Here is a 21,675-nt window from a genome sequence, read left to right as displayed (position 1 = left end):
TCTGCGCCCAGACGGATGTCCTCCAAAGACGCATGCCCTTCTTCAGATAGAGAGAAATACCTGTCGAGTAGTCCGCCCTTTTCATTTGTGCCAACTAACTCATCTTCAGTCATGCGGACAATCCTTATCTGCTCGGTATCATTGATGATACGCTCGAACTGGTCTACGGCTTCCATGAACTTCATCACCTCATCCTTGTTGGTAATTTCCTTGGGCAGCAGATGTCCACGACAAAGCGAAGAGAAGTTACTCTGCTGAGCCATACGCTGCTTGTTGGTCTTGGTAAGGAAGAGATAGACCGAGTGGTGGAGATACGGACGTTCGTTAAAATGCCGTTCAGAGGAACGGGCAAGGAAGCTCAGTCCGCCATCAGCGAGCTTTCCTTGATAGTCTTCCTTAATAAACCAGTCCTGCTTGTGTACGATGCTGTAATTGGGTAGCACTTTTATAGCCTTATGCCAGGCAGAGTGCATTGCCTCGTATTCTGTAGAAGTGACGGTAAAGAGTTCGGGCAGCTCCACACGGAAAGCCACCGTGATGTCAGCATCTTTGCTCACCATGCAGCCCTGCTCGACGGAGAGCAGCGGAAACTTTGATTCAAGGGTCGTTATCTTGCTTTTATTTCTCATTTCTTCGCTTTCTTTGGTTGAAGGTTACGGATAAGGTGGCAGACCGTTCGGCGGTTCAAGAGGTATCGTGGGTGCATACGCACCGCTCCCTGCTTCATCAGCCCATACTGCCCGTACTTGCGGTTCATGGCAAACGTTTGCCACACCACGAGGGTGGCACCCACTACGCCTATGACCAGACAGGCTATCTGGCTCACTCCACAGAGATAAAGAATGACCACGAGGATGAAGACAGCAAGCAAGCCTCCCGCAAAGAGGAAGAGATACTGCGCCTTCAAACCCTTGAACTCTACCGTTCGGCCTACACCTTTGTTGATTTCCCAACTCGCCATAGTGGTTATAGGAAGAAAGAACGTAGGATGGTGGCAGCCACGATGAGGAAGATGCACGCACCGAACCAAGAGGCAGCGGTCTTGCTCGTATCGGGGTCACCCGAACTGAACTTATTATAGACCTTGATTCCTCCTATCAAGCCCACCACGGCACCGATGGCATAAATCAATTTGGTACCGGGGTCAAAATAACTGGTCACCATCTTCGTGGCTTCGTTGATGCCCGCCATTCCATTGCCCTGCGCATAAGCTCCTACGGTGGCGGCAGCCATCAGGAGCAGCATTGTGATTTTCTTTTTGTTGTTCATTGCTGTTTTTATTTTAAGTTGTTAAACAAATTATTTTCTTTTTAGGGTGAAAGTGGCAAGGGGCAGCTCGGTTTTATCGTATGACAGATATTGGCAGATTGTTTTACTTTTGAGCCACCCCCGCATCACTTTACAATTTTATAATATGAGTAAGAACATTAGTTTACAGATAATATGACAGTGGAAGTTCGGCTTCTTCCGAAACATCGCTGTTGCTGCTCTCTACGTTTGAGTCCGTTTCAAAGTCAGAAGAAGAGTTTATATTACTTTCCTCTAAGTCCAGTTCTTCCGCCTTGCGAATGGCAGCAAGCAGCTTTTGATGGTCTTTCTCTTGCTTGAGCGTTGCCTCCTTGATATAGTCCATGAGCTGTGTGCCCCGTATGCTTTGTAGTGTATCCTGCATTTCTGCTTCGCTTTCCTCATCAAGCGTGTCGTCATTCCTATGCCAACCGTTGACACGGATAATGTCCCTTGCGAGGATGCTGGACGGTGATACTTCGGGCAGAGAATTGTCTGCGATTTGCAGTTCCTCACGGACAATTGCGTCTTCGTCAGTTTCGTCCATTGTGTAGTCAACCTGCATTTCATTGTCCTCTTCTGTACCTTCCACTTCTTTTTCTTTGGACACCTGTGAGCTTTGTTCTGCAAAGGTATCGGGATTATCGGCTGGATTTTCAGAGGAGGAAGCAGCGGGAACTTCGGGGAATTTTTGAGAGTTTTCCGTAATCTCTTTTGTGATTTCGGCATAGCGTTCCCCGTATGATTTGCTTTTGCCGACAAGCATTTGCTGTGCCTGCTCAATTTGGTCTTGGGTAACAGAAGGCACTCTCTGTTTTTGTTCCTGTTCATTTTTCTTTTCACATGCTTTCTCCAATTTGCGGCACGCCATGCGGAATTGTTGCCAGAGGAAGAGTATTCCAATGAACACCCATACCGCTATCAGAAACAGATAACAGTCATTTGAATTTGACTGCAAAGTTACGAAATCAAGTCCGTTTCATTTCAAAATACCACCTAATAGACTGTATTTCAATTAATTCAAAGAGCGATTAGTCCACTTTAACGGGACAGTAGTGATGTTCAATCTTAATGTAAAATCAACCGTTTTATATTGAAAAAGATTAAATCTTTCTTTTATCTCATTTTTTTTTGTAAATTTGCCATCAATAATTGAACAATTTATGGCAAATAATGAAAAAACAGGGACATTAAATCGCATTCGAGTTGTCCTTGCAGAACAAGAAAAGACCAATCGCTGGCTGGCAGAGAAACTTGGCAAGACCGAGCATACTATTTCTCGGTGGTGTCACAACAAGTCCCAGCCTTCAGTGGCACAGTTGAATGAGATCGCTAACGTCCTAAATGTGGACGTCCGTACTTTGATGAATTCTAATTTGTAGTTAAATATGGCTATAACATATAAATTCTCAGGACATGAGTCGTTCCCTTGTAAGTCGCTTTGGCTTAAGAAGGGCTATGACTTTGTTGCCAATAAGAACGACTTCAATAGTCCTGATGCTGTAATAACCCTTGGCGTAGGCAAAAACATGGTTGCGTCAATCCGTTTTTGGCTCAGGGTTTTTGGTGTTACAGAGAACGAAAAAAAACAGAGCTTGGCAATTACCTTTTTGATGAGAGCAAGGGCAAGGACAAATATCTTGAAGACATCGCAACATTATGGTTGCTTCACTTAACTTGTTGTTTTCCAAATTTATAGCAACTTTGACATATTCGTAATAAATAGAATGAATCAAATAATAAACTTCGACTCTCGAGAGCTAATAAAAGCCGTAAGACTGGAAGGAAGAAAAGTACAAACGACAATAACATCACCGCCATATTTTGACATGAAAGATTATGGCGTTGATGGGCAAATCGGTTTTGGTCAAAAATATGACGACTATTTAATTGATTTGCAAAAAGTTTTTTCGCAAGTTTATGATATTACAAAAGACAATGGAACCCTATGGATAATTATTGACACGTTCAAACGTAACAATGCGGTTGTTACGCTCCCTTTTGATCTTGTTCAAAAATTGAAAGAAACGGGGTGGCTTTTACAAGAAATTATTATTTGGAAGAAGGATAAAACTGTTCCTTGGTCTTCCAAAGGTTTCATGCAGAGAAAATTTGAATATATTTTATTCTTTTCAAAAAATAAAGAGTATAAGACAAATAAAGATAATGTCCGTGTGTATGACACCTCACAACTAAAAAGATGGTGGGTTAAATATCCTGAGAGATACAATCCTCGTGGAAAAGCCTTAGACGAAATATGGGAATTTCCAATACCCGTTCAAGGATCTTGGGGAAATGAATATATTAGGCATTTTTGCCCACTGCCGAAAGAGATGATTGCTACAATGATCTTTATAAGCACTGATGAAAACGATATTGTATTCGATCCTTTTGCAGGAAGTGGAACCGTCATGTCTCAGTCGGCTTATATGAAACGTGAATATCTAGGTATTGAATTAAATAGACAGTATATCAGTATGTTTAATAAGTACTTAGAACAAACCTTAGACAAAGGGAGGAAAGAGTATCAGGATATTAAAAATGGAAAAGATCAAGAAACTTTTGAAGAAACAATACTTAATCTTCGCTCATTAAAATATGGAAGAATACTTGTTAATAGTTTAGAAAAAAGATTAGGAAATGATTCTTTGAAAATATATGTAGATAGACCTCAGATGATTGAAAGGGTAGGCATAGAAGTCAAATATACTCTTTTTAGTAGTATAGATGATGAAGTACTGAAAGAACAAATAAAGGAACTTATTTCCACTCCTCCTTTATCAAAATACGGCATTACCCCAATTTTTAGTTTTAAAAGTGAAATTGATTTGAATTGTAAAAATGTCTTTCTCTACTCAAAAACAAATTCTCATTCATATATGAGAAATGCAGAGATTACAAATATTAACACAAAAGTTATTAGTCCTATTGAAGTTGATATATATGAAAAAGATTATGAATAAGAGGGAGAAAAAGAGGAAGAAGAGAATGTCTCCAGAAGAAAAAGCTTTCAAAAAAGAGCAGCGTGAGCAAAAAAAGGAGATAAGAGATATAATGAAACGAATAGGTTTCTCTCGTTTGCTCGGCATCGATGGGAAGGAATTCGTTTATGACGGACGTACAAGCGAACTTGACGATTTGTTCGTTTGTGAAAATGTTATTGTTCTTACAGAATATACAGTTGGAGAGCCGCACTTGTTGAAGAAAAGTGTATTATATAATAAAATCAATAGTAACATTGGCGATTTTATTAGATTTCTTGTAGATAATAAAATATATGATTCATTTAGCAATGAGTTCAATGATAGAATAAAACCTAAATATACTGTTAATCAACTCATATTAAGGATATTATATTGCTCAAAAAAAACTATTTCTCAAGAACATAAAGATAATGTAAAAGACATTATCTACTTTGACTATCATATTGTTAAGTATTTTAAAAGCCTTACAAATGTCATCAAATTTTCTGCAAAATATGAATTTCTTGAATTTCTTAAAATAAATGAAAGTGATTTTGGTGATAACATTCTTAGCTCTACAACAGGAACTACCAATTGTTTCTCTGGTCATATTTTACCCGAAGAAAAGAGCTCTTTTAAAGAGGGTTATAAGATAATATCATTTTATATAGATGCAGAATCTTTATTAAAACGTGCATATGTTTTGAGACAGGAAGGTTGGCGCCAAAAAGAAAATGTTGGGTATTATCAGCGTATGCTTGATTCAAAGAAAATTTCAAGTATGCGAAAATACCTGTCTGAAGAAAAACGAGTTTTTATTAATAACATTATAACAACCATATCTGAAAATGACATAAAATTATATACTGATAAAAATAGACAGAATGAGATATCTATTGGTGAAGATGGAAAATTCAAAGGAAGTAGAAATCATACAAATATAACACCAGCCTTTATTGAGATTCAAGATAAGTGCAATATTATTGGAATTGTTGATGGACAGCATCGTACCTATGCCTATCACGAAGGTGATGATAGTTATGAGCAATATATTGCCCATTTACGAAAAATCCAGAACTTATTAGTAACAGGTATTATCTTCCCTAAAAATGAAAGTAAGGAGAATCGATTAAAATTCGAATCAAATCTGTTCTTAGAAATAAATGCAAATCAGAAAAAAGTAGGACAATTGATTCAACAAGAGATTCAGTTACAGACAATGCCATTTTCAAGCATTGCTATTGGTAAAAGTATTCTCAAAATATTAAATGAGCATGGCTCATTGGTAAATCTCATAGAAATGTACACATATGAAAAGGGGAAAATCAAGACCGCTTCAATAGTTAGTTTTGGTTTAAAGCCATTAATAAAAGTTGACAAACAGAAGACGGATACATTCTTCAGGATATGGGAAAATGAGAAGAAAGACGACCTTGCACAAAAGGATTGTCAGGATTATGCACTTCTTTCTGATTATCAAAGGTTTTGTGCGACAAAAATAAATGAGATGTTATCCGCATTTAAAGTCAGCCTCGACTCTACGATGTGGCAAACATATAATGCAAAAACATCGATAGGAATCCTAACTGTAACATTTATAAATGGTGTGTTAAACCTTATAAGATTACTTATAGAGAATAATAAGTTAGCGAGTTTCGAATCATATCGATCACGGCTTAATTCGATTAAGGAATTTGAATTCAAAAAATACAAATCAAGCCAATATCGAAGAATGGGTGAAGATTTATATAGCAAGTATTTTGTTGATTAAAGTTATGCAGATTCCCAATTCAGACATACTGTCCACGAACCGTCTTGGGAAGATTTTCTCTAATACGGTGGCAACATACAAATACTTCTGGTTTGTATCGATTATGCAGATACATGCAAAATCAGACAATCCTCGTATTGATGTATGGGACATCGTGATTCGGATGGTGGCCAATGCTTGGTATCCTATTCACTATTTCCGTCTGTCGTTTGGCAATAGCGATTCTCTTTTTGACATCGTTATTGAATTGCAGCGAATGACTCAGATTCCTATTGATGCCAATGCGGATACAATTATCAATGGCCTCAAAGAGAATCTGGCGAATAAGAAAATCAAGAAACTTTTGAACATCCTTACTTTGAATGTCCCATATCGTTTCCTTCGCCCTTGGATAGATACGTCTGATGATAAGGAAATGGTGCGGCGTTCACAGACTTTGGAGAACAACTGTCTATATGCATTATTTAGGAACGGGAAAGACTTTTATATCATGTTGAATCAGGGATGGAACAAGTATCTGCACAACCATTATAATATCTTGGTAGATTTTGCTTATTGGAACCTGACTTTGTTCTTGCAAGTGCGCAATCCAAATGTTCCAGCCATTCCTAATAAATTGATTCGCCCAGAAGTAAGAAACTCTCTGACGAAGCAGCACAATTACTGGGATATGGTGATGACTATTGGCGGGCCAATACATTGTATATATACAGACAAGGAACTTCATCCGATGGATTATGAACTTGACCATTTCATTCCCTGGAGTTTTGTTTCTCACGATTTGTTGTGGAATCTGATACCCTCTGATAGCAGCATCAACTCTTCGAAGAGTAATAATCTCCCTGACCTGAATATTTACTTGCCTAAATTGGCAAAATTGCAACATCATTCTTTGCAGCTGATGATAAAGAATAATAAGGAATCAAAAGTAATGGAGGATTTCATTTCTCTCGGCTATACTGCAAGGGAATTGGCAAACATGGACGGAGCTCTTTTCCGTGAACTATACGAAAGGACATTTAACCCAATTAACCAAATAGCCCTCAATATGGGTTTTGAAATATGGAAATACTGAAGCCTATGGAACCAGAGAAGATAAATCACCCTTACCTCACGGCCATCAAACGCACGGATTTCTCTGTACCCACGCGATACCTAATGCAGCACAATCTGCTGAAAGGCAAGATTCTCGATTTCGGATGTGGATTTGGTTTTGATACAGACGAACTCAAGAAACAGGGCTTTGACATTATCGGCTACGATTACTATTACCGCCCTGACTTCCCCGAGGGCAAGTTTGACACCATCTTTTGCAACTATGTGCTGAACGTGCTCGAACCCTACGCGCAAGCCGAGGTGCTGATGAATGTCGCCAACCTGCTTTCCCCAAAGGGAACGGCCTACTTTTCCGTCCGTCGTGACCTGACGGAAGAGGGCTTTCGGCTTCATGCCATCCACAAGCAATACACTTACCAATGTAATGTAAAACTGCCGTACAAGAGTCTTGTCGCCAACAAAAGCTACGAACTCTACCAATACAACCATTTCAACAAGTTGCCGCGTGTGGAAGGCGAAAAGTGTCCTTTCTGTCGCCTATCCCGCCGAGTGGAAATCATCTGCGAAACGGCAACTTGTGTTGCATTCTACGATGGCTATCCTGTTTCGCCCGGTCATGCTCTCATCATCCCCAAGAGGCACGTCGCTTCCTACTTTGATCTTACCAACCACGAGCGCGAGGCCATGAACGTCGTGCTGCAATATGTCAGGCAGAAGATTGACGAACGTTTCCACCCTGACGGGTATAATGTCGGCATCAACATAGGCGAAGCTGCTGGCCAGTCGGTCTTTCATTGCCACATGCATGTTATTCCTAGGTATAAGGGTGATGTCCCCAATCCTAAAGGTGGTGTGCGTGGGGTGATACCATGTAAACAGAAATATTAGAGTTAAACGTTTTTATGGAGATTCTTTCACATTTTAGAACCATAGAAGAGCTGACAAAGACACTCTCGCGTGAACAAGGATTGCTGAGCGAGATGTTTGAGAAGAGGAAACTAATGAAGTTTCCACAAGGGTTGGCTTTGGAACTGGTGGGAGGAAATGAAGCACGACTAAAGAAACTACTGGATTATGGCGTACTGGTGGAAACGGGCAATACGTTAGAGATAGAAAGTGACTACCTCAATTTCTTTGAGGAAGTACTGAATGTGAACGAGGAAATCAGTGTGCTAAGTGTTCAGGAATGTATCAACACGCTGAAGGAACATATCGGATATTTCTTGCAGGAGACGAATGCCAACCGTAGGGCTTGCTATCAAGATAGTGTGCGACAACTGCTAAAAAAGACGGGATTCAGAACGCTGAAGAATGTGGTTGACTTGAAGCGCAATATGGATAATGCGTATAAGCAAGAACCAAACTATATTATCAAGAAAAAGAAGCTGCAAAACCTAGATGAGAAGAGCCATAGCATCCGCTCGATGATACGCGAATGCGAAAAACTAATGGATACGGAACATGCATTCTTCCTGATGGCCAACGACCCGCATATGGCCAAGACATGCAGCGATGTAAAGCATGACTTTGTGGAGGCATACCATGCGCTGATGGAAATAGACAGACAGATTATCGTCTATATTAACCAGATTGAACAGCAGAACCTGCTTTATAAGAAGATACGCAAGCTGAAATATCTGCAAGACCAGTTACTCATCAAGACTGATACCAATATAGTTCAGGTGTTGGGAGATAGCAATCCACTATGGATGGAATCCAGACAATACAGCAAAATAAGACTCTCTTTGGAAATGCTGAGGGAGAACGACCAGATAGTGAGCATCCTGAGACGGATAGCCGAACGCAATGGTTTGAAAAAATCCGCAAGGACAGAGGCCGAACCGCTGACAGACGAAGACTTGCAGGAACACGTTCAGCGGTTGAAGGATGTCGATCCTAATGAAGTATGGAATGCTTTTTCTGCGTCAAGCTACAACCTGTTCGACTTTATTCTGAGATACGATTATAAGGCTAAACGTGATATAGAAGACCACGCAGCCCTCTTTTGCCAACTGGTCATCCTACATCCTGACGAATGTAAGATGACAGGGAAATATGCCACTTATCAAGACATTGAATATCCTATTATCTATGCGAAATAATACTCAACGAATTTACGAGCGACTGAGCCGTGGAGAATTCCTTTCGGTAGACAGCTCTGATACCTCAATCCGTCATCTGTATGAGGATATTGAGGAGAACTTAGACGATTATGTTGATTTCTTCAAGGAGATAGGTCTGCAATTGGAGGTAGGCAACGGCTACTTCTATTTCTCACGTATTGGTGAGGGAAAGCAGTCTATAGAACAGAAGTTGGAGAGTTTTTCCAAATGGCTCGACTATCTAGACTTCCTAAAGACCTACAACCAATCGTTTACGGCTGGCTATCAGTTTCGTAAGAGCCATCTGATAGAGCAGATCAGCCTGGATATTGAACTGAAGGAGAAAGCCGGACGCCTCTATAAAAAATACGGTGTGGCTTCTTATTTAGAGATAGTGAACAAACTGCTTCAGGAAATGCAAGCCATGGGATTTGCCGAATGCATCAGCGAACAGGACGAGACCTACAAGATTACCTCCGCTTTCCATTATGCCGAGGAACTGGTGAAAATTATTCAAATTGCCAACGAAGATGAAATACCTGAATAAAATCATATTTGTCAATAGCGCCAACATACCCTATGCAGAGATTTCTGTGGATGGCAATGTACATTTCACGGGTACTCAAGGCGTGGGCAAGAGTACGGTTTTACGAGCACTGCTGTTCTTCTACAATGCAGACAAGCATCGTTTGGGCATACAGCAGGCTCAGAAGTCATTTGACGAGTTCTATTTCCGTCAGTCAAACTCGTACATCCTTTATGAGGTGATGCGCGACAATGGGGCCTATACCATACTGGTGAGTCGTTATCAGGGACGAGCTTCATGGCGGTTTATCGATGCTCCTTATCAGCGCGATTGGATAGTTGACCAAGATAAGCAGGTATTGAGTGACTGGGTGAAGATACGTGAGCGTATTGATAAAAATGTGTCAGTATCTGCAAGGATAGACTCTGGCGTGGTGTTTAAGGATATTATCTTTGGCAATACCCACGATCACAAATACGTTCGCTATGCCTTAGTGCAGAGCGCCCACTATCAGAACATTCCGCGAAGCATTCAGAACGTCTTTCTGAATACCAAACTGGATGCTGACTTCGTGAAGAACACCATCATACAATCAATGGCAGACGAGGACTTACCCATCGACCTGCAGACCTACAGACGACTGGTGACCGACTTTGAACGGGAATATGACGAAATAGACTGTTGGTTCAGGCAGACACGTGATGGTAACTACCCTGTACGTCAGCAAGCATTGAAGATTGCTGAACAAGGCAGACGAATTGTGGCACTCGACCAGCAATTATTAGATGTGTGGCGCATGCTGAATCATGCTGTAGCAGAGAGTGAACAGAAGATTCCGCTATTGGAGGCAGAGGCTACAGAGTTGAAAATGAATATCGAAAAGGAGCGAAATCGTGAGAAAGAACTGACGGCAGACTATGACGGAGAAAAAGACAAACTCAATCAAACGTTGGGCGGCAAGAAAGAAAAACTGAAGGAGATAGCGCAGGCACGGAAAGATTTCGAGACCTTGCATATCGAGGAAAAACTGGCTTTGGCCGCCCGTGAGGATGCCATTAAGAGCGAAGCTGCTGACAAGCAGATACTGCTGGATGACCTGTTGAAAACACATGCATCGATAGAAGAAAAGTACAATATCGCCAGGGGCAAACTTGAGAATGCCCGTATGGCATTTGAAAATGCTCAAAAGGAGGCATACTATCAAAAGCAGGATGCCCTGCAGAAAAAGCGGAAACGTTTGGAGGATGAGCGCACAAAGAACAGAAATGCCGTGATGGATGCGTTCAACAGTTGGCGTCATGAGTCGGACGAGCGCTTGCAGATGCTGCTGGCAGAGCAAAATAGGGCAGACAATGCCGTGAAAGAACTGCGACAGTGGCATCCTAAGGCTGAAAAAACGAAGCAGGTACTGGAGCAGCTACGGCAGTTGGAGGTAGCAGAAAAGGAGAACACCGCTCAACAGACAGCTATCAAGAGCCAGATTTCACAACTGACTGCTGAGTTTGAGATGAAAGAGGCTGAGCTTAAACAAGCCTCTCAGCGTGAACAGGAACGGCTCGAAGCCAGCCGCGTTCAACACGAAGAACAGATAGCCAAGATTTATGAACTGTTATCCCATCTGGACGGCTCGTTGTATCAGTGGCTTACCGAGAATGCCGATGGATGGGAAGAGACAATCGGCAAGGTGGTGGACGAAGAACGGATTCTATATGCAGGGGGACTGGAGCCTCAACTCGGAGCGGCATCCGACAGTCTGTTTGGCATCAAGCTCAACTTGGATAATATTGATGCCGTACATCGTACGCCCGATGATTTTCGTGCTGAGAAAGAAACACTGGAAGAGAAGGTACAGCAGTTGAACAGACAACTCACACAATTGCCTATCACCTTGCAGGAAGATATATCAAAACTTGGTAAGAAATATGGTGATCTGCTTAAACCGCTTCGTCAGGAATACTCTCGCCTAAAAGTGAAAGAAGAGCAGATTCCCACAAAACGACAGAACCTGCAGAACCAGCAGCATCAGTTGGAGATGGAAGAGCAGGAAATGGTTGCAAAGGAAAAAGAGGTTCGCGGACGTGCCTTTAACGATGCCTTGTTGAAAGTACAGGCAGAGAAGGATGTCCGTGAAAAGAAAGAGGCCCAAAATAAAAAGGAACTCAACAGTTTGGATAATGCCTTTAACAAATCTTCAAAAATGCTCGATGAGGAATTGCGGGTGTTCAAGGAGTCTCAAAAGGCGGAGGCCTCTCTTCGCAATCAGGAGTTTGTCAGTCAGAAAGCTCAGCTTGACGAACAACAGAAAGCAGAACTGTCCGGAAAAGGCGTTGACGTTAACCTGTTGGAGCAATACCGCAAAGCATTGGAGATGCTTAAGAAACTGCTGGCGCAGATAGACGATGAGCGCCCCACGGTCATCAGATACCGCGATGCAGAGCAGAACCTGTTTGCGAAGGAACCTGAGATAAAAAAGTGCATCAACGACATTAATCAGCAACTCGCCATGATGCGTCAGCGATATGAGGACAAACGTACACGCATCGAAAAGAAACGGCAAGAACAGGAGGAGTGTCAGAAACAAGTCATCAAAGATTTGAATCATCGTCGCGAGGGATTGAACCAGTATCATCAGGTAGTAGAAAACGAACATTTGGTGCCCGATGCTTTCCTCTCTGATGACAAGCCGATGGAGTCCCAACAGGATTGTCAGCAGCTGATCAGTCAGCTTCGTGGAACGGTGAACCAGAAGCGGGAGACATTGGACCGATTAAAAGACATCGTCATCAACTTCAATCGCAACTTCAAGCCTCAGAATGCCTTCCACTTCAATACCATGCCTGTGACGGACAAAGACTATCTCGAGATAGCCGCCAACCTACAAGGCTTCATGGATAATAATAAGATTGAAGAGTTCCGTCGTCGTACCAGCGAGCATTACAAGGATATCCTGGGGCGCATCTCTACGGAGATTGGCACACTGATGAAACGCAGGTCGGATGTGGACAGTGTGATACTGGATATCAACAGGGATTTCGTGGAAAAGAACTTCGCAGGAGTCATCAAGAGCATTGAACTTCGAGCCAATGAGTCATCAGACCGACTCATGCAGTTGCTCATGTCCATTCATGACTATACCGTGGAAAATGCCCTGTCGATTGGCGAACTCAACCTTTTCTCCAGCGACAACCGCGACGAGGTGAATCGCAAGGTCATAGATTATCTGAAGAGTCTCTCCCATCAGTTGCAGGACGAGCAAAGCCGACCAACAGTTTCACTTGGCGATGCCTTCCGATTGCAGTTCCGCGTCAAGGAAAACGACAATGACACCAACTGGGTGGAGCGTATCAACAACGTAGGCTCCGACGGTACGGATATCTTGGTAAAGGCGATGGTAAACATCATGCTCATCAATGTGTTCAAGAAGAAGGCTGCACGCAAGAGTGGCGACTTCATCATCCATTGTATGATGGATGAAATTGGACGATTGCATCCCAAAAACATTAAGGGAATCCTGCAGTTTGCAAACTCGCGTAACATATATCTTATAAACAGTTCACCCACATCTTATAATCCATACGATTACAAATACACCTATCTGCTGAGTAAACATGGCGTGAAGACCAGAGTGGACAAACTTTTGAAACGGACAAAATAATTATGGTAATAAGTGCATCCATTCAGGCATTGATTTCTGGCGAGCAGGTTGCTAGTTCAAAGTTAAACAGCAAGTTGCTTGATGAACTGATGGCAGAAGGGTTGCTGTTGGTGACGACGCGTGGCTCTCGGAAATCATATCGTGCCCGGGATATTGAGGCACTGAAAAGATACCTCATTGACAAAGATGAGAATTATCGGATGCTTGATGTTACCACTGCGGATTCTCGTGCTTCAATGGCTGTAGAAACAGGGAATTCCAAGCTTTTGACGATTCGCTCATGTCCAGGATTCCCTATCAATAGTTATCAGTCTATTGAGTGTTCGCTAAATAGCGAACCGTTTGTGGTTAATCCTCCTGAAGGAAGTTTTGTGTTTATCGACAATTGGAAACATTTTGTCATTCCAGAGGATGTTGTAGTGGTGGGAATAGAGAATATGGAGAACTTCCGTATGATTCGTCAGCAAAGAAAATTATTTGAGTCTTTGCTTGGAAACAAACAATTACTTTTTGCATCCCGCTATCCCCAATCAACTGATTTGTGCAATTGGCTTCTAACGATTCCAAACAAATACGTTCATTTTGGTGATTTTGATTTGGCTGGAATCCACATCTTCTTAACGGAATTCCATAAACATCTTGGTGACCGGTCCACATATCTTATTCCATCAGATATTGAACAACGGTTGGTCAAAGGATCATTAAGTCGTTACAACGAACAATATGACAAATATCATACTCTTCAGTGTGATATTCCCTCTTTACAGTCTCTTATAGATATGATCAACAAGCACCGCCGTGGATATGACCAAGAGGGATATATAAATATTGAATATAAGAACGATTAGGTCGGTTTGTAATACCCAAAAGACTAAGCATGAAGAAGTGACAATAATGTAAAGAATAAAGACGTTATAAGTATATGGCACTTACAATAGAAGAACTGAAAAAACTGATTCAGAGTGATGAGCACCGTCAGCTGGAGTTGAAGAAAACCACAGGTGAACTGAAGGATGGTATGCATTCTGCTTGCGCCTTCTTGAACACGGAAGGTGGTTGGCTTGTCTTTGGCATTGCTCCAACATCGTTGAAGATTCTGGGACAACAGGTTACTGACAATACTCAAAAAGAGATTGGCCAGGCTCTGAGCTACATGGAGCCTCAGGTTGATGTTCGGGTAGAGTATATCGACGTGCCTGATCGACCAGACCATAAGGTGATTGCCATGCACTTTGAAGGATGGGCATGGGGAATGGTGCCTTATACTTATCATGGTTGTCCTTACTACAAGGTTGAGAGTACAACGAAGGAGATGCCACGCGACATGTACGAAGAGCGGTTGCGCAGAAGTAAGCCAGACTTGTTTGCATGGGAACGGCAACCTTCGGAGTTTACGGATATTAGTTCTTTGGACGAGAAACTGATACGCGGCGTTGTACGTCTTGGCGTTGAGCGAGGTAGATTGTCAGAGCTGGCTCTTACTGAATCCATCGGAGATGTGTTGGGTAAATGGAAGTTGACCACTGGTGAAAGGCCTCTGAATGCCGCAACTGCACTCTTCACAAAAGATACTGGTATGTACACCCAGTTCACAATGCGTCTGGCTCGTTTCCAAGGAACTGACAAGAATGAGTTTATCGACAATCAGCGAGTGGAAGGGAACATCTTTGTGCTGCTCAACGAGGCAATGAACTTTTTTCGCAAGCACTTGAATATGCACGGAAAGATTGTCGGACTAGTTCGTGATGAATATCTGGAGGTACCTGCCGAAGCTTTGCGTGAGACGGTCTTGAATGCACTTTGTCATCGCCAGTACGAGCGGTATAACTTGACAATTGGCATCGCCATCTACGATGACCGTATCGAAATCGAGAATCCTGGCGTACTGCCCCCACAGATTACACCCGAAAACATTCGTCAACCTCACATATCATACCCATACAATCCTCTAATAGCTAATGTGTTGTATAGTACAACCTATATTGAGAACTGGGGTTCAGGTGTGAAGCGCATCATGGAGGCTTGTCAAAAGAGAGGAGTAGCAGCACCTACTTGGAGTATCAATGGCGGTTTTGTTGTGGTAACATTCATTAGACCATCAAAGGGTGATATTCAAGGTGTCCCTCAAGGTGTCCCTCAAGGTGTCCCTCAAGATGTCCCTCAAGATGTCCCTCAAGGTGTCCCTCAAGGTGTCCCTCAAGATAAAGAACTTGATGATTGGATAGAGAAACAAATCCGAAACAATCCTCAAATCTCGACAGAAGATTTGGCCAAATTGAGTAATCGAAGTTCAAAAACCATAAAACGCCACCTTGCCAAAATGCCACATATTCGTTATGTGGGTAGTGGCTATAGTGGTCATTGGGAGGTACTTGACAAAGAATAAAACCACCGTCGCGAAATGCGACAGTGGTTTCAACGTTTGTCTATACCAGACAAGACTCGATTAGCACTTCAACCATTGAAAAATCAATTGAAAAAGACACCAGAGTGAATATAGCGAAGTGAGATACGAGATGCCTGCCCACCACCAGAATACTTTGGGTGACAGGTATACCCCCTTGCCCGACTTTATGAGTGACAGAAATTCTTCATTCTGATTACGATATTCTTGTAGCAGCATCCGTCGATGGTTGGCAAGAAGTGTGGTCTCTGCCTTGATTAGTTCCTTTCTTGCAGATTTGATGGTATTCAAACACTCATCGGTCATTTCAACTTTTAGCACAGTTGACTCGGCTCGGGAAACTGCACGACAGAAAGCGGAAACAGCAGTGTCCATGCTGTCTTTGGCTGCATTCAATGCTTTCACCATATCCGTTCCATCTTTGGCCGCCTTCTCAACTTTTTGAACGTTATCGTGCAAGTCGCTCATGGCTTGCTTAAGAAGTTGAAGTTCATTATCAAGGTTAACCTTTTCTTCCTTGACCTCTTCCTGCTTGTTGATTTCCTCAACAAGGCTATCATATTTATTTCCCATAATGTTTAGTTTTTAATGTCTATGTCCTTTATATCTCCTGATAGGCTTGCATAGCCAGTTAGCGAGTTGGGCGCAACGTCGTGCCCAGTCACGTTCATCATCATCCTTGTCTTTTCCCCAGTTTGATGGGGTGGAACCACCGCCACCACAGGATTCAGACATGGATGTGGCAGCATCAACGTAGTTCATGAACAACAGCATAGCCACATTCATGACGTTCTCGAAGGGCACAGATTCATCAGGCGCTTCAATGGCATCCTTCATAGCCGTGTATGCTTCCATCGGCATTGCGATGGAATAACGCTTACCATCAACAGACAGTATTTTCCAGAAGACAGATGGTGTTTCCGGCATGGTCTGGGCTACACTCTGACTACCTGAGTTACGCTCTGTAAGGGGCTTCCTTTCAGTAGCCTGGGAGGTGCCCACGGTAGAACTGGGTTTCACAACACTTGGAGCGACGGGGTGAAGTTTCTTCCATGTGGCTTCCAATTTGGTTGCGGTCAGATTACGACCTTTACCCAAGGTGGATGACTTAAAACGGGAGTTGCCGCGAAGGACGGTGTAACCATGCAAGACACCATGTTTATCTCGTTGCTCATGGACATTGTAACCACGACTTTCAAGGGCGTATTTATAGCTGTCCCAATCGTATCTTGACATTCCACGAAGGATGTCATAACAGGCTTCCGCTATTTCCTTCTCGTGAGCCTCGTGAATATCCTCGGGCAGCTCCCATCCACGTTCAATGTTAATGGCGTGGGCAGCCTTGACAGCACTATCCCCGATGAAGGAGTCATTCATGAGATTACCATCAAGGTCAATGCGGTTGATGAGGATGTGAAGGTGAGGAATGCAGGACTTCGCATCAAAGTGAAGACAGGCAAATAACTGTGCCCTGTCCAGATTGAACTTGCCAGCTCCCTTCTTCTTGCCTTCTTTGGCTTGGACATCCTTTTGGAGCTTTTCAAGAAACTGCAGCGCATACGCGTACCAGTCATTGAGTGCCCATCCCTTTGTCTCTTCAAGGGATGGGGAAACCTCCAGTCGTAAGGTCGGGTTCTTGACGGGTTTGCGCCTGAATTTGGGTTCATACTTTTGGTGAATGGTTTCCATCGCTCCCCACATGGCGAGAGGAGTAAGCCCCTCGTCAAAGTTGCGTGTCAACACAATGTCTGCACGGTTATGCTTGGTGGCATAGTTGGTCATGGCTGCGCCATGCGGTATAGATATTGCTTTTGCTATCATAACATTATCTTTTGAACATTCCTTCTATTTCTGCTAATCTGCGGATAAGGCTGTTTACGCCCTCTATCCACTGCCGCATAAACTGTTCGTTGCGGAAGTACTTCTTACGCTGTTCCTGAGTAGTGCCATGAAGGGCATTCTTAATCAGAACAAGTTCACCTCGGGCAGCTTTCAGCGACATCAGGGCATCAGCCTCTTTGTCGCTCATCATTACCTTTGGTTCTTGCCCAAGGGAAGTGTCATGGATATACTGGCTTTTCTTCAGTCCACAGGCTGCAGCCAGCTTTACAATCTTTTCGTTTTCGTCGGGTGTATAGCACACGGTGATGCGTGGATTGCGCCCTTTACGTTCTATGTTCTTTTTCATTTCTAAATGGTTTTATCTGTAGGTTTATAAATGGGCTTGGTCAACCCAATGCGAGCCTGCGAGTATTGCAAGAAGTCAATAAGCCGGGCAAGTAGCGGAGCGGATTGTCTGACATTGACACTTCTTGTTTAGAGAGTACGAAAATTCAGGCTCCCTTCGGGCGTCCCAAGCCCTTGATGGAGTTAAACGGCATTGTCGGAAACCGTTTCGGTTGCTGACATGGCGGTAGCATCCGTATTGCTCTCGTCTGGGATTCCAAAAGAAGGCTGCGCCACATTCTCTGTGCTGTTGGTGCCAGAGATTGCATCTGTCAAGGTGATGGATGGGGAAAGACTTTCTTCAATCCGAGTTGCCGGCTCGGCATCATCATTGAATAGTTCCTTTTCCCTGCCGTTTCCATCATTGGAATTGTCACAACTAATGGGGGGCGTATGCTTGGTAGTGTACACATCCCTTTGTTCGATGGTTTGCCCAACTGATTGATGTGCGATATTCGCCTTATCAGTCTCATTTGAAGAAAGGGATAAGGAATTGCCCTTCATGCTATCTTCTGTAGCAGTTCTATTGGTAGTGATTCCATCGGTAGCACCACCATTAGCAGAAGTTTCGTTGGCTACTGTTCTGCTGTCGGTGATTCCATTGGCAGCATTCTGGTATTTGTGGTTAGCCTTGATGCGTTGCTCGACCTGAGGATGGCGTGAGTAATGCGCATTTCGGATGACTTCATTACTGATGTACCAACTGGCTACACAATGGACTGTGAAGACAGTGGTACGGCAATTAGGAATAGATGATACCAGTCCCACCTCATGGAATAGGTCAACCATCTTGGATGCAGTCTTGCGGTTGCACTTCCAGAGTTTGGCAAGTTCCACTTCCGAAATAGCAAACTGGCCTGGGGTCAGGTCAACTGAATACTCCTTCTTCTCATAGTGCGTCGGCTTCTTCACTGCCATTTGCAAGAATGTGGCAAAGCACTTCATGCGGTCAAATCCCTGTGGATAGTTAGACAGGAAATCCAGCTGTCGGTCTGATAGAAACAGACCATAAGATAAATTTTCTTGATACATGTTCTTTTACTTTAATTGTTATAGGCATGGACACCCTTCATGTTTATTTCTCATTCTTGGGCTTACTAATCTGCCAACCCAAGGCGTGTAGATGTTTGTTTCACTTTGTAAGAACTCTTTTTATAGAGATACCATATTGATTATTACCATTGTAGATATTGTAGAAGATGTATGTGAATTTTACGAATTGTGAGCCAAGTCAAATGCCATGTAATCAGAATAAAGACTGATTCCATAGGCAGCTTCCACAGCTTCATAGTCAAGGCAGAATGCCTGTACTGGCTTTTCGCTGAGACGTGGCTGGCATTGGAAACACTTGGCTTCGAACTGCCGTGGCCAGTCCTTCACATTCTCTACAGAAGCAAATCTTACGCTGTTTACCTTACCTATGTATTCGGGAGAGTTTTCAAGATAATACTTCAGTGTATTCTCAGGAATGACTTTCTCACGGGTCTTTTGAAGATGGAGAGCATAGAGGGCAAACATACGGCTGTTGGTAGGAATAATGAGAATCTTCTTGGCATTGCCGTATTCTCTGGTTACAGTCTGCCGTCTGCCATCCATCTTGATGTCAACCTTCAGACTGGTATATTCGTGGATGCGATAATCGCAAAGGCCGTATATCTGATTGTCGTGTTTCAGATAATCAACGGTCTTCCAGAAAATGCTCAGTTCGTTGCTGTGCAAACATTCTTCGTTCTGGTATTCCACACCATTCAGTACTGTCTTGAAGACCTCATTATAGGTAAAAGGAAACTGAATATGATGCTGCACTGCCATATAGGAAGCCAACACAACAGACCAGTTATGAAGGATTCTCTCATCAATGCAGAATGCCAACGATGTGCAGATGTTCTTGACAGCCTGCTCATAGCAGTCTTTATAGGACTGCTCAAACTGAGTTCGAACCTGCAATAGTTCCAAGACGATGTAGGAAGTTCCTTCATACTCCCAATCTTTCAGGACACGAAAGTTCTCTTTTTCTTCGGTAGTATGCGTGTCTTTGTGGAAGGGTAAAACACATTGGCGAGAATACAAGGCTATATCAACAGTCGGTTTCTCCTGTCCACTGACAATGACACCACTGAGTACCTTTGACTGTTCTCGCTTGCGAGTCTCAATGTCAAGCTTACTGCGTCCCTGGCAATCCCAGAGTCCCTTTAGAAGTTCTATCTTCTCCACATCGATATCGTTCTTGTATTCGTCAAGATGCATGATGGCATTCTCGGCTTGTGACAAGACGGTAGCAAGACTCGGCATCGTAGATGTACGAAGGTTCGGATGGTCACCATTATAGACGAACACGCTTTGCAGCAGTTCCCCGAAGGCAGTCTTCCCAGTTCCCTTTGGGCCAAACAGAAAGAGTGTAGGGAACTCTCGACGATGACGAATGATAATATCACGAAAGAGGCATACCACTATGAAGCAGATGCCGATGATGGCATTGTCGCCATAGACCAACCGCATTTGTGTGGCAAACTGGAAGAAACGCACTTTGCTCTCTGGCAGATGAATGAACTTCTGTTCAAAGAGGAACTTCTCGCTATTATCTTCATTCATCTTAGAGAAGGCAGGGAGATAGAATGAGCCTAACGGACTTCCCAATCGCACAATGCCTTCTTCGTTTACAGGGTGCCATTCACCATTGAGAATGATCCCGTTTCCAAAAGCGAAGAAGCCTATCTTCTGCCATCCGAGAGTGGAAATCTTAGTAATGACCCCAGTTCGGGATAACCGAGTGTCTTATACAATATAAATGCAGTGTGAATACGCCTCCTCCCCATGCCATTAGGAGTGGGTAATAACAGAAGGCTGAAAGAAGTTGTTTTGCCTTTAGAATAGTGACAGCTGTNTGACCCCAGTTCGGGATAACCGAGTGTCTTATACAATATAAATGCAGTGTGAATACGCCTCCTCCCCATGCCATTAGGAGTGGGTAATAACAGAAGGCTGAAAGAAGTTGTTTTGCCTTTAGAATAGTGACAGCTGTTTGGTGTCTTCGATGCAGTATCCCTGCAATGCCTTTGGCTTGTTGTCGAAGAAGCAATATGCTCCCAATGCTGAAATAAGGTTCATGATAAAGTTGCTTACAGATCTATGGCGTGAGTGTACAATCTGTGCCGTATTCTTCAGCATGTCGTTAATGGTTTCGATAATGTATCTCTTGCGCAGCATCATTCTGTCATAGAACGGCATCAGCTTGTTTTTCATGTTTACGCGCAACCCTGTCACCAGCTGTATTCCATCCTCAAAGAGGAAGTCAAACAGTTTCTGCGAAATATAGCCTTTGTCAGCGAACAGCTTGCCATACAAACGTTTAGCGAGAACCTTGAACACATTCTGGTCCTTGTCGCTGACATTTGCGCCTGTAAGGACAAAGGCTATTATCTCGCCTCTGTCATTGCACGCAAGGTGGAGCTTAAAGCCATGGCACCAACCCATTGTTCCTTTTCCGTCAGTGGCAATTCCCTTGAATACCTTATTGGCATATCTCCTGAGATTATGGCATACGGGTATCATCGTGGAATCAACGAACGTTATGCCGGTACATCTTCCGAAAGCTCCCAGATTAAGGAAGAACATGAGCTGGAAGAACACGCGGCTTTCCAACTCCACAAAGCGGTTGTACGACACGGCTTTCGGAAAATAAGAC

Annotated in this window: 20 protein-coding genes and 1 pseudogene; 11 read left to right on the top strand and 10 right to left on the bottom strand. The window is 43.1% G+C overall.

Annotated features, from left to right (window positions below):
* The 4 genes from C1709_RS00180 to C1709_RS00165 all read right to left on the bottom strand — a co-directional run.
* Window positions 1–629, bottom strand: a 629-nt coding sequence (locus tag C1709_RS00180; protein ID WP_146035430.1) for a TraG family conjugative transposon ATPase, incomplete at its 3' end; no start/stop codon positions are given.
* Complete coding sequence (locus C1709_RS00175; RefSeq protein WP_102284970.1) at window positions 626–961, bottom strand: DUF4133 domain-containing protein; 336 nt, start codon at window positions 959–961, stop codon at window positions 626–628. The genes C1709_RS00175 and C1709_RS00180, both read right to left, overlap by 4 nt.
* A 5-nt stretch (window positions 962–966) precedes the next feature.
* Window positions 967–1,269 carry a DUF4134 domain-containing protein gene (locus C1709_RS00170; protein WP_004354999.1) on the bottom strand — a complete coding sequence of 101 codons (303 nt, stop codon included), beginning with the start codon at window positions 1,267–1,269 and terminating at the stop codon, window positions 967–969.
* A 163-nt stretch (window positions 1,270–1,432) separates the two neighbouring features.
* Window positions 1,433–2,158, bottom strand: coding sequence for a hypothetical protein (locus tag C1709_RS00165; protein ID WP_245836869.1), 726 nt, complete (start codon window positions 2,156–2,158; stop codon window positions 1,433–1,435).
* A gap of 292 nt (window positions 2,159–2,450) precedes the next feature.
* Here C1709_RS00165 and C1709_RS00160 point away from each other — a divergent pair, with 292 nt between their 5' ends.
* From C1709_RS00160 to C1709_RS00110, 11 genes and pseudogenes are all read left to right on the top strand, one after another.
* Window positions 2,451–2,669, top strand: coding sequence for a helix-turn-helix transcriptional regulator (locus C1709_RS00160; RefSeq protein WP_021947192.1), 219 nt, complete (start codon window positions 2,451–2,453; stop codon window positions 2,667–2,669).
* Between the two features lie 6 nt (window positions 2,670–2,675).
* Window positions 2,676–2,986, top strand: a pseudogene (locus C1709_RS01070) (DUF4007 family protein).
* A 28-nt stretch (window positions 2,987–3,014) separates the two neighbouring features.
* The gene (locus C1709_RS00150; RefSeq protein ID WP_102284968.1) at window positions 3,015–4,250 is read left to right on the top strand and encodes a DNA-methyltransferase; all 1,236 of its coding nucleotides are present in this window, start codon (window positions 3,015–3,017) and stop codon (window positions 4,248–4,250) included.
* Window positions 4,231–6,021 carry a DGQHR domain-containing protein gene (locus tag C1709_RS00145; RefSeq protein ID WP_245836867.1) on the top strand — a complete coding sequence of 597 codons (1,791 nt, stop codon included), beginning with the start codon at window positions 4,231–4,233 and terminating at the stop codon, window positions 6,019–6,021. Before C1709_RS00150 ends, C1709_RS00145 begins: the two co-directional genes overlap by 20 nt.
* Entirely contained in the window at window positions 5,945–7,096 is a 1,152-nt protein-coding gene (locus tag C1709_RS00140) for an HNH endonuclease domain-containing protein (protein WP_245836866.1), read from the top strand. The genes C1709_RS00145 and C1709_RS00140 overlap by 77 nt, the downstream gene beginning before the upstream one ends.
* Complete coding sequence (locus C1709_RS00135; protein WP_245836864.1) at window positions 7,084–7,965, top strand: bifunctional class I SAM-dependent methyltransferase/HIT family protein; 882 nt, start codon at window positions 7,084–7,086, stop codon at window positions 7,963–7,965. Before C1709_RS00140 ends, C1709_RS00135 begins: the two co-directional genes overlap by 13 nt.
* A 14-nt stretch (window positions 7,966–7,979) precedes the next feature.
* Window positions 7,980–9,179: a hypothetical protein gene (locus tag C1709_RS00130; protein WP_102284966.1), complete on the top strand. Its 1,200-nt coding sequence runs from the start codon at window positions 7,980–7,982 to the stop codon at window positions 9,177–9,179.
* Window positions 9,169–9,726: a condensin complex protein MksE gene (locus tag C1709_RS00125; RefSeq protein WP_102284965.1), complete on the top strand. Its 558-nt coding sequence runs from the start codon at window positions 9,169–9,171 to the stop codon at window positions 9,724–9,726. The genes C1709_RS00130 and C1709_RS00125 overlap by 11 nt, the downstream gene beginning before the upstream one ends.
* Window positions 9,710–13,360, top strand: a complete 3,651-nt coding sequence (locus C1709_RS00120; protein ID WP_102284964.1) for an ATP-binding protein — start codon at window positions 9,710–9,712, stop codon at window positions 13,358–13,360. Before C1709_RS00125 ends, C1709_RS00120 begins: the two co-directional genes overlap by 17 nt.
* Window positions 13,361–13,362: 2 nt before the next feature.
* Window positions 13,363–14,208, top strand: a complete 846-nt coding sequence (locus C1709_RS00115) for a DUF7281 domain-containing protein (RefSeq protein WP_102284963.1) — start codon at window positions 13,363–13,365, stop codon at window positions 14,206–14,208.
* A 74-nt stretch (window positions 14,209–14,282) separates the two neighbouring features.
* Window positions 14,283–15,746 carry an ATP-binding protein gene (locus tag C1709_RS00110; RefSeq protein WP_102284962.1) on the top strand — a complete coding sequence of 488 codons (1,464 nt, stop codon included), beginning with the start codon at window positions 14,283–14,285 and terminating at the stop codon, window positions 15,744–15,746.
* 60 nt (window positions 15,747–15,806) lie between these two features.
* Here C1709_RS00110 and C1709_RS00105 read toward each other — a convergent pair whose 3' ends face one another.
* The 6 genes from C1709_RS00105 to C1709_RS00080 form a co-directional block, all read right to left on the bottom strand.
* Window positions 15,807–16,337 carry a hypothetical protein gene (locus C1709_RS00105; RefSeq protein WP_102284961.1) on the bottom strand — a complete coding sequence of 177 codons (531 nt, stop codon included), beginning with the start codon at window positions 16,335–16,337 and terminating at the stop codon, window positions 15,807–15,809.
* A gap of 12 nt (window positions 16,338–16,349) precedes the next feature.
* Window positions 16,350–17,585, bottom strand: a complete 1,236-nt coding sequence (locus tag C1709_RS00100) for a relaxase/mobilization nuclease domain-containing protein (protein WP_102284960.1) — start codon at window positions 17,583–17,585, stop codon at window positions 16,350–16,352.
* Between the two features lie 4 nt (window positions 17,586–17,589).
* The gene (locus tag C1709_RS00095; RefSeq protein ID WP_102284959.1) at window positions 17,590–17,952 is read right to left on the bottom strand and encodes a plasmid mobilization protein; all 363 of its coding nucleotides are present in this window, start codon (window positions 17,950–17,952) and stop codon (window positions 17,590–17,592) included.
* 182 nt (window positions 17,953–18,134) lie between these two features.
* Window positions 18,135–19,022 carry a hypothetical protein gene (locus C1709_RS00090; protein ID WP_102284958.1) on the bottom strand — a complete coding sequence of 296 codons (888 nt, stop codon included), beginning with the start codon at window positions 19,020–19,022 and terminating at the stop codon, window positions 18,135–18,137.
* A gap of 180 nt (window positions 19,023–19,202) precedes the next feature.
* Entirely contained in the window at window positions 19,203–20,582 is a 1,380-nt protein-coding gene (locus tag C1709_RS00085; RefSeq protein WP_146035428.1) for a hypothetical protein, read from the bottom strand.
* A gap of 411 nt (window positions 20,583–20,993) precedes the next feature.
* The coding region (locus tag C1709_RS00080; RefSeq protein WP_102284956.1) for an IS982 family transposase at window positions 20,994–21,675 on the bottom strand (682 nt) is incomplete at its 5' end.

It is taken from the genome of Metaprevotella massiliensis, assembly GCF_900241015.1.
The sequence above is the reverse complement of the archived record's forward strand: the minus strand, read 5'-3'. Positions and strand labels throughout refer to the sequence as shown.

Coding starts and splice junctions, on each gene's coding strand:
- C1709_RS00175 (WP_102284970.1), bottom strand. CDS start 961: ATGGCGAGTTGGGAAATCAACAAAGGTGTAGGCCGAACGGTAGAGTTC.
- C1709_RS00170 (WP_004354999.1), bottom strand. CDS start 1,269: ATGAACAACAAAAAGAAAATCACAATGCTGCTCCTGATGGCTGCCGCC.
- C1709_RS00165 (WP_245836869.1), bottom strand. CDS start 2,158: ATGGCGTGCCGCAAATTGGAGAAAGCATGTGAAAAGAAAAATGAACAG.
- C1709_RS00160 (WP_021947192.1), top strand. CDS start 2,451: ATGGCAAATAATGAAAAAACAGGGACATTAAATCGCATTCGAGTTGTC.
- C1709_RS00150 (WP_102284968.1), top strand. CDS start 3,015: ATGAATCAAATAATAAACTTCGACTCTCGAGAGCTAATAAAAGCCGTA.
- C1709_RS00145 (WP_245836867.1), top strand. CDS start 4,231: ATGAAAAAGATTATGAATAAGAGGGAGAAAAAGAGGAAGAAGAGAATG.
- C1709_RS00135 (WP_245836864.1), top strand. CDS start 7,084: ATGGAAATACTGAAGCCTATGGAACCAGAGAAGATAAATCACCCTTAC.
- C1709_RS00130 (WP_102284966.1), top strand. CDS start 7,980: ATGGAGATTCTTTCACATTTTAGAACCATAGAAGAGCTGACAAAGACA.
- C1709_RS00125 (WP_102284965.1), top strand. CDS start 9,169: ATGCGAAATAATACTCAACGAATTTACGAGCGACTGAGCCGTGGAGAA.
- C1709_RS00120 (WP_102284964.1), top strand. CDS start 9,710: ATGAAATACCTGAATAAAATCATATTTGTCAATAGCGCCAACATACCC.
- C1709_RS00115 (WP_102284963.1), top strand. CDS start 13,363: ATGGTAATAAGTGCATCCATTCAGGCATTGATTTCTGGCGAGCAGGTT.
- C1709_RS00110 (WP_102284962.1), top strand. CDS start 14,283: ATGGCACTTACAATAGAAGAACTGAAAAAACTGATTCAGAGTGATGAG.
- C1709_RS00105 (WP_102284961.1), bottom strand. CDS start 16,337: ATGGGAAATAAATATGATAGCCTTGTTGAGGAAATCAACAAGCAGGAA.
- C1709_RS00100 (WP_102284960.1), bottom strand. CDS start 17,585: ATGATAGCAAAAGCAATATCTATACCGCATGGCGCAGCCATGACCAAC.
- C1709_RS00095 (WP_102284959.1), bottom strand. CDS start 17,952: ATGAAAAAGAACATAGAACGTAAAGGGCGCAATCCACGCATCACCGTG.
- C1709_RS00090 (WP_102284958.1), bottom strand. CDS start 19,022: ATGTATCAAGAAAATTTATCTTATGGTCTGTTTCTATCAGACCGACAG.
- C1709_RS00085 (WP_146035428.1), bottom strand. CDS start 20,582: ATGAATGAAGATAATAGCGAGAAGTTCCTCTTTGAACAGAAGTTCATT.